We start from the raw sequence: 6,680 nt of genomic DNA on the forward strand, positions 1-6,680 counted from the left end.
CGCGGAATGCAGCCGCTGGCGCGTCTGCCTTCAATTCCGCGCGCCCATCAGGTGCTCGATGGCGAGCTGCTGCAGGCGGACGAAGCCGAAGCCCTTGCCGCCGAAGTACGCGTCGGCGTCGAAGTCCTCGTAGGCCGAACGATCGGCGAGGAACGTGTCGTACGACTCGCCGTCGTTCAGCGTCGGCGTCGACAGCTCGCCGACCTTGGAGGCCTCGAGCGCTGCCTGCACCTCGGGGTCGGCACGGAACGCCTGCGCACGCTCCTTGAGGAGCAGGTACATGCGCATGTTGGCCGATGCGGAGTCCCAGACACCGGTGATGTCCTCGGTGCGGCTGGGCTTGTAGTCGAAGTGGCGGGGGCCGTCGTACGCCGGGCCGCCCTGCGGGGCGCCGTGCTCGAGCAGGTCGACGAGCGAGAACGCGTTCTGCAGGTCGCCGTGGCCGAACACCAGGTCCTGGTCGTACTTGATGCCGCGCTGACCGTTGAGGTCGATGTGGAAGAGCTTGCCCTGGTAGAGCGCCTGGGCGATGCCGGCCGTGAAGTTCAGGCCCGCCATCTGCTCGTGGCCGACCTCGGGGTTGATGCCGAACATCTCCGGGCGCTCGAGCGTCTCGGTGAAGGCGATCGCGTGGCCGAGGGTCGGCAGGAGGATGTCGCCGCGGGGCTCGTTCGGCTTCGGCTCGATGGCGAACCGGATGCCGTAGCCCTTGTCGGTGACGTACTGGGCGAGCAGGTTGACGGCCTCGCGGTACCGCTCGAGCGCTGCCTGCACGTCCTTGGCGCTGTCGTACTCGGAGCCTTCGCGGCCACCCCACATCACGAACGTCGACGCGCCGAGCTCGGCGGCGAGGTCGATGTTGCGGAGCACCTTGCGGAGCGCGAAGCGGCGGACCTGGCGGTCGTTCGAGGTGAAGCCGCCGTCCTTGAAGACCGGGGCGGAGAACAGGTTCGTCGTGACCATCGGCACGACGAGGCCGGTCGACTCGAGCGCGCCCTTGAGGCGGTCGATCTGGGTCTGGCGTTCGGCGTCGGTGGAACCGAACGCGAACAGGTCGTCGTCGTGGAAGGTCAGGCCGTAGGCCCCGAGCTCGTCGAGCTTCTCGACCGCCTCGACCACGTCGAGGGCGGGTCGGGTCGGCCCGCCGAAGGGGTCGGAGCCGTTGTAGCCGATGGTCCAGAGACCGAAGGAGAACTTGTCTGCACGGGTGGGCGTCGTTGCCATGGTGGTCACCGTTCGTCGTCGAAACAAAATGTTGCCGCGCCCAACATAAGCGGTAGTGTTGGCTGTGGCAAGCACGTGATCGCAAAGGAGCGAGCGGATGGCAAGTGAGTCGACGGTGCAGCAACGACTGCGGGTCGCGATGGTGGGGCACGGCTTCATGGGAGCCGCACACTCACAGGCGTGGCGGACCGCCCCCAGGTTCTTCGACCTCGGAGCCGAGCCGGAGATGGCGGTGATCGTCGGGCGTGATCCCGAACGCACCGAGGCCGCCCGGCAGCAGTACGGCTGGCAGGCGGCGTCCACCGACTGGCGCGCCGTCGTCGCCGATCCGGACATCGACGTCGTCGACGTCGTGTCCCCGGGGTCCTCGCACGTCGAGATCGCGATCGCCGCGCTCCAGGCCGGCAAGCACGTCCTGTGCGAGAAGCCGCTCGCGAACACCGTCGCCGAGGCCGAGGCGATGACCGCCGCCGCCGACGCCGCCCGTGCGCAGGGTGTCCGGGCGATGGTCGGGTTCAGCTACCGCCGGGTGCCGGCCATCGCGTTCGCGCGGCAGCTGGTGCAGGACGGCCGGATCGGCACCGTGCGCCAGGTCCGCGCGCTCTACCTGCAGGACTGGTTGGCGGACGAGGACGGCCCGATGACCTGGCGCCTCGACAAGTCGCTCGCCGGCTCCGGTGCGCTCGGTGACATCGGCGCGCACGCCATCGACCTGGTCGAGCACGTCACGGGCGCGTCGCTCGCCACCGTCTCCGGCACGCTCGAGACCTTCGTGACGGAGCGTCCGCTGATGGCCGAGGGGGTCGGGCTCTCCGGCACCGCGTCGAGCGAGCGCGGGCAGGTCACCGTCGACGACGCCGCGTTCTTCACCGCACGACTCGACGGCGGCGCGGCCGACGGTGCGATCGGCACGTTCGAGGCCACGCGCTACGCGACCGGGCGGAAGAACGGTCTGACGCTCGAGATCAGCGGGTCCGAGGGCGCGATCCAGTTCGACCTCGAGGCGATGAACGAGCTCCGGCTGTACGAGTCGAACGCCCCAGCGGGGGAGCAGGGGTTCCGCCGCATCCTCGTCACCGAACCCGAGCACCCCTACATGGCCGCGTGGTGGCCGACCGGGCACCTCATCGGGTACGAGCACACCTTCAGTCACCAGGTGAAGGACTTCGTCGACGCGATCGTCGCCGGCACCGACCCGTCGCCCTCGTTCGCCGACGGCCTGCACGTACAGCGGGTCCTCGACGCGGTCGAACGCAGCGCCGCCGCCGGCAGCACCTGGACGGCGACGTCGTGAGCGCCGCCGAGCAGACCCGCCAGGCGCTCGTCGTCCGTGGCGGGTGGGACGGCCACCAGCCCGTCGAGACCACCGACCTGTTCGTCCCGTTCCTGCGCGAGAACGGGTTCGAGGTCCGGGTGTCGGACTCGACGGCCGTCTACGCCGACGCCGCCGTCATGGACGAGGTCGACCTGATCGTGCAGGTCGTCACGATGTCGACCATCGCCGACGACGAGTTCGCCGGGCTGCAGCGCGCGGTCCTGGGCGGCGCCGGACTGGCCGGCTGGCACGGCGGCATCGCGGACGCGTTCCGGAACACCGCCGACTACCTGCACATGGTCGGTGGCCAGTTCGCCCACCACGCCGGCAAGCACCCCGACGAGCGCGTCGGGGAACAGTCCGACAACTACATCCCCTACACGGTGCACATCACCGACCTCGGGCACGAACACCCGATCACGCAGGGCATCGAGGACTTCGACCTCGTCACCGAGCAGTACTGGGTGCTGTCCGACGAGTACAACGACGTCCTCGCGACCACCACCCAGGACGCGCGCGACTTCGACGCCTGGAACCGCCCGGTCACCGCACCGGCGATCTGGACACGGCAGTGGGGCGAGGGCCGCGTGTTCGTCTCCGCACCAGGGCACCGCCTCGAGGTCGTCGAGTCGCAGCCACTCCGCACCATCATCGAACGGGGACTCCTGTGGGCAGCACGGTGAACGAAGGGGTGCTCCGCGTCGGTGTCGTCGGCGTCGGGGTCATCAGCCAGCAGTACTTCGAGCACTTCCCGGCGCTGCCCGGGCTGTCGCTCGTGGCGGTCGCCGACCTCGACGTCGCCCGTGCCCAGCAGGTCGGTGCGGCACAGGGTGTTCGCGGCACCACCGTGGACGACCTGCTCGCCGCCGACGACGTCGACGTGGTGCTCAACCTGACGATCCCGGCCGCGCACGCCGACATCGCCACCCGGGCCCTCGCCGCCGGCAAGCACGTCTACGGCGAGAAGCCGCTCGCGATGTCCACCGCCGAGGCCGCACCGGTGCTCGAAGCAGCCCGCGCCGCCGGCCTGCGCGTCGGCAGTGCCCCGGACACCGTCCTCGGCACCGGCATCCAGACCGCACGGGCCGCCCTCGACGACGGTGCGATCGGCACCCCGGTCGGTGCCGCCGTCGCCTGGAGCGCCCCCGGGCACGAGCTCTGGCACCCCGCGCCGGCGTTCTACTACCAGCCGGGCGGCGGACCGCTCCTCGACATGGGGCCGTACTACCTGACCAGCCTCGTCACGTTCTTCGGGCCGGTCGTCCGGGTCAGCGGCAGCGGCAGCCGCTCCACCCGTGCACGGACGATCGCCACCGGGCCGAACGCCGGCACGTCGATCCCGGTCGACATCGACACCCACGTCGTCGCGATCCTCGAGCACGAGGGCGGCGTGGTCTCCACCGTGACCGTCTCGTTCGAGGTCTGGGCAACCCGCGCCCCGCTGTTCGAGGTGTACGGCACCGCCGGCACCCTGGGCGTCCCGGACCCGAACCGGTTCTCGGACACCGTGTCGATCGCCACCGCCGACGACCGCTCCTGGCGCGACCTGCCGGTCGCCGCCGGGTACGCCGACGCCGGCCGCGGCTACGGCCTCGCCGACATGGCCCACGCGATCGCGACGGACCGGCCGCACCGAGCCTCCGGTGACCTCGCGTTCCACGTGCTCGAGGTCATGGAGGCGGTCTCCGCCGCCGCCCGAGACCACTCGGTCGTCGACGTGCACTCGCGCGTCGAGCGACCCGCCACCGTCCCCGCCGGGTCCGCACCCGGATCCTGGTGACGGAACCCGACCACCGCGAAGAAGGACGACGACGATGACGACGACGGACGCGAGCGACACGACGGAGACGACCCGGGCCTCCAGGCCGGTCACCCTGTTCACCGGACAGTGGGCCGACCTGCCCTTCGAGGAGGTCGCCCGGCTCGCCGGCGAGTGGGGCTACGACGGGCTGGAGATCGCCTGCTGGGGTGACCACCTGGACGTCCGGCGCGCCGCGACGGACCCCTCGTACGTCGCCGAGCGCAAGGCGATCCTGGAACGCAACGGGCTGCAGGTCTGGACGATCGCCAACCACCTGGTCGGCCAGGCCGTGTGCGACGACCCCATCGACCAGCGGCACGAGGACATCGTCCCGCCGCACGTGTGGGGCGACGGCGACCCCGAGGGCGTGCGGCAGCGTGCGGCCGAGGAACTGCAGTGGACCGCCCGTGCCGCCGCGGCGCTCGGCGTGGACACCGTCACCGGCTTCTCCGGCTCGTCGATCTGGAAGACCGTCGCCGGGTTCCCACCCGTGCCCCCGGGGATGATCGACGCCGGGTACCAGGACTTCCACGACCGCTGGTCACCGATCCTCGACGTCTTCGAGGAGGTCGGGGTCCGGTTCGCACTCGAGGTGCACCCGTCCGAGATCGCCTACGACTACTGGACCGCTGCGCGGACCCTCGAGGTGTTCCGCGACCGGCCGGCGTTCGGGTTCAACTTCGACCCGTCGCACTTCGTCTGGCAGGACCTCGACCCCGCGGCGTTCCTGCTCGACTTCGCCGACCGGGTGTACCACGTGCACTGCAAGGAGTCGGTGAAGCAGCTCGACGGGCGCAACGGTCGGCTGTCCTCGCACCTGCCGTGGGGCGACCCCCGGCGCGGGTGGGACTTCGTCACCGCCGGCCACGGGGACGTGCCGTGGGAGCGGGTGTTCCGCGTGCTGAACCACATCGGGTACACCGGACCGACCAGCGTCGAGTGGGAGGACGCCGGCATGGACCGGCTCGTCGGCGGGCCCGAGGCGCTGGCGTTCGTCCGGCAGCTCGGTACCATCGCGCCGCCGGACGCTTCGTTCGACGCCGCGTTCTCGCAGTCGCGCTGACCGGCCGACCACGACCCAAGACCCCACCCACCACCGAGGAGGACCCATGGCACGGCAGCCCACGGCGACGCCGGGCAACGCCGCGCGCGTCCTCCGGCTCGTCCACGAGGACGGCCCCGTCACCCGCGCCGAGCTCACCCGGCGCACCGGCCTGAACCGCTCGACGATCCTCGCGCTCGTCGGGGAACTCGTCGACGCCGGGCTCGTGCACGAGGAGACCCCCGCCGCGGGGACCCCGGGTGCCGGAGTCGGACGGCCGAGCGGGGTCGTCCGGGCGTCCGCCGACGTCCTCGCCGCCGCGGTCACGGTCGAGATCGACGCTGTCGGGGTCGCCCTCGTCGGACTCGACGGCACCGTCCGCGACCGGCTGGTCGAGCCGCAGACCACCGTTCCCACCGCGGCACAGGCGATCGACGCCGTCGCCCGGGTCCTCGCAGCACTCCTCGCCCGCACCGGACCGGCGGCCCGCATCGTCGGGGTCGGCGTCGCCGTGCCCGGCATCGTCCGGGTCGAGGACGGCACCGTGCGCGACGCCCCGCACCTCGGCTGGCGTGACGAACCCCTCGCCGCACCGCTCGCGGAACGCCTGGGGCTGCCGGTCCGGGCCGCGAACGACGCCAACCTCGGCGCCTGGGCGGAACGGCTGTACGGCAGCGCCCGCGGCGTCGACGACCTCGTCTACCTGAACGGTGGCGCGAGCGGCATCGGCGGCGGGATCGTCAGCGCCGGCCGGCCCTTCAGCGGCGCCGACGGGTACGCGGGCGAGCTCGGGCACACCTTCGTCGCGGCGAACGGGATCCGCTGCGACTGCGGTGCGGTCGGCTGCCTGGAGACCGAGGCCTCACGCTCCGCCCTCACCGCCGTCACAGGGACCCCGCCGGACGACCTCGACGCGCTCGCCGCGGCGCTCGCCGAGGGCCGGCCCGAGGTCGAGCGGGTCGTCGACCGACAGGTCACCGCACTCGCGACCGCACTGCGGAACGCCATCCACACCGTCGACCCCGAGGTCGTCGTGCTCGGCGGGTTCCTCGGTGCACTGCTCGGGCACGTCGGCGACCGGGTCGAGACCGACGTCCGGGCGCAGACGATGGCCGCGATGACCGATCGGCTCCGGATCGTCCCGGCGGCACTCGGCCGTGACGTCCTGGTCCGTGGCGCCGCGGAGATCGGCTTCGCGGAGCTGCTGCGCGACGCCGCGATGCCGGCGGCACCGGCACCGGCACCGACCCCGGCGACGGCGACCATGCCCGCGGCGCCACGGACCAGGACGTCACGGC

6 protein-coding genes are annotated in these 6,680 nt (G+C 71.9%); 5 read left to right on the top strand and 1 reads right to left on the bottom strand.

Annotated features, from left to right (window positions below):
• Positions 1-30: 30 nt before the first annotated feature.
• Positions 31-1,224 carry a xylose isomerase gene (xylA, locus tag DEJ06_RS16135; RefSeq protein WP_110865068.1) on the bottom strand — a complete coding sequence of 398 codons (1,194 nt, stop codon included), beginning with the start codon at positions 1,222-1,224 and terminating at the stop codon, positions 31-33.
• Positions 1,225-1,321: 97 nt separating this feature from the next.
• Here xylA and DEJ06_RS16140 point away from each other — a divergent pair, with 97 nt between their 5' ends.
• From DEJ06_RS16140 to DEJ06_RS16160, 5 genes are all read left to right on the top strand, one after another.
• A complete protein-coding gene (locus tag DEJ06_RS16140) occupies positions 1,322-2,518 on the top strand; it encodes a Gfo/Idh/MocA family protein (RefSeq protein ID WP_258372522.1) in 1,197 nt (398 codons plus the stop codon).
• A complete protein-coding gene (locus DEJ06_RS16145) occupies positions 2,515-3,222 on the top strand; it encodes a ThuA domain-containing protein (protein ID WP_111039984.1) in 708 nt (235 codons plus the stop codon). The genes DEJ06_RS16140 and DEJ06_RS16145 overlap by 4 nt, the downstream gene beginning before the upstream one ends.
• Positions 3,207-4,319 carry a Gfo/Idh/MocA family protein gene (locus DEJ06_RS16150; protein ID WP_111039985.1) on the top strand — a complete coding sequence of 371 codons (1,113 nt, stop codon included), beginning with the start codon at positions 3,207-3,209 and terminating at the stop codon, positions 4,317-4,319. Before DEJ06_RS16145 ends, DEJ06_RS16150 begins: the two co-directional genes overlap by 16 nt.
• A gap of 34 nt (positions 4,320-4,353) precedes the next feature.
• Positions 4,354-5,403, top strand: coding sequence for a sugar phosphate isomerase/epimerase (locus DEJ06_RS16155; RefSeq protein ID WP_071405218.1), 1,050 nt, complete (start codon positions 4,354-4,356; stop codon positions 5,401-5,403).
• Positions 5,404-5,449: 46 nt separating this feature from the next.
• Positions 5,450-6,680, top strand: a 1,231-nt coding sequence (locus DEJ06_RS16160) for an ROK family transcriptional regulator (RefSeq protein ID WP_111039986.1), incomplete at its 3' end; no start/stop codon positions are given.

The organism is Curtobacterium sp. MCLR17_051, from assembly GCF_003234395.1.
GTDB classification, from domain to species: Bacteria; Actinomycetota; Actinomycetes; order Actinomycetales; family Microbacteriaceae; genus Curtobacterium; species Curtobacterium flaccumfaciens.

Excerpts from the sequence above, each read along its gene's own strand:
- xylA (WP_110865068.1), bottom strand. The coding sequence starts at position 1,224 with ATGGCAACGACGCCCACCCGTGCAGACAAGTTCTCCTTCGGTCTCTGG.
- DEJ06_RS16155 (WP_071405218.1), top strand. The coding sequence starts at position 4,354 with ATGACGACGACGGACGCGAGCGACACGACGGAGACGACCCGGGCCTCC.
- DEJ06_RS16140 (WP_258372522.1), top strand. The coding sequence starts at position 1,322 with ATGGCAAGTGAGTCGACGGTGCAGCAACGACTGCGGGTCGCGATGGTG.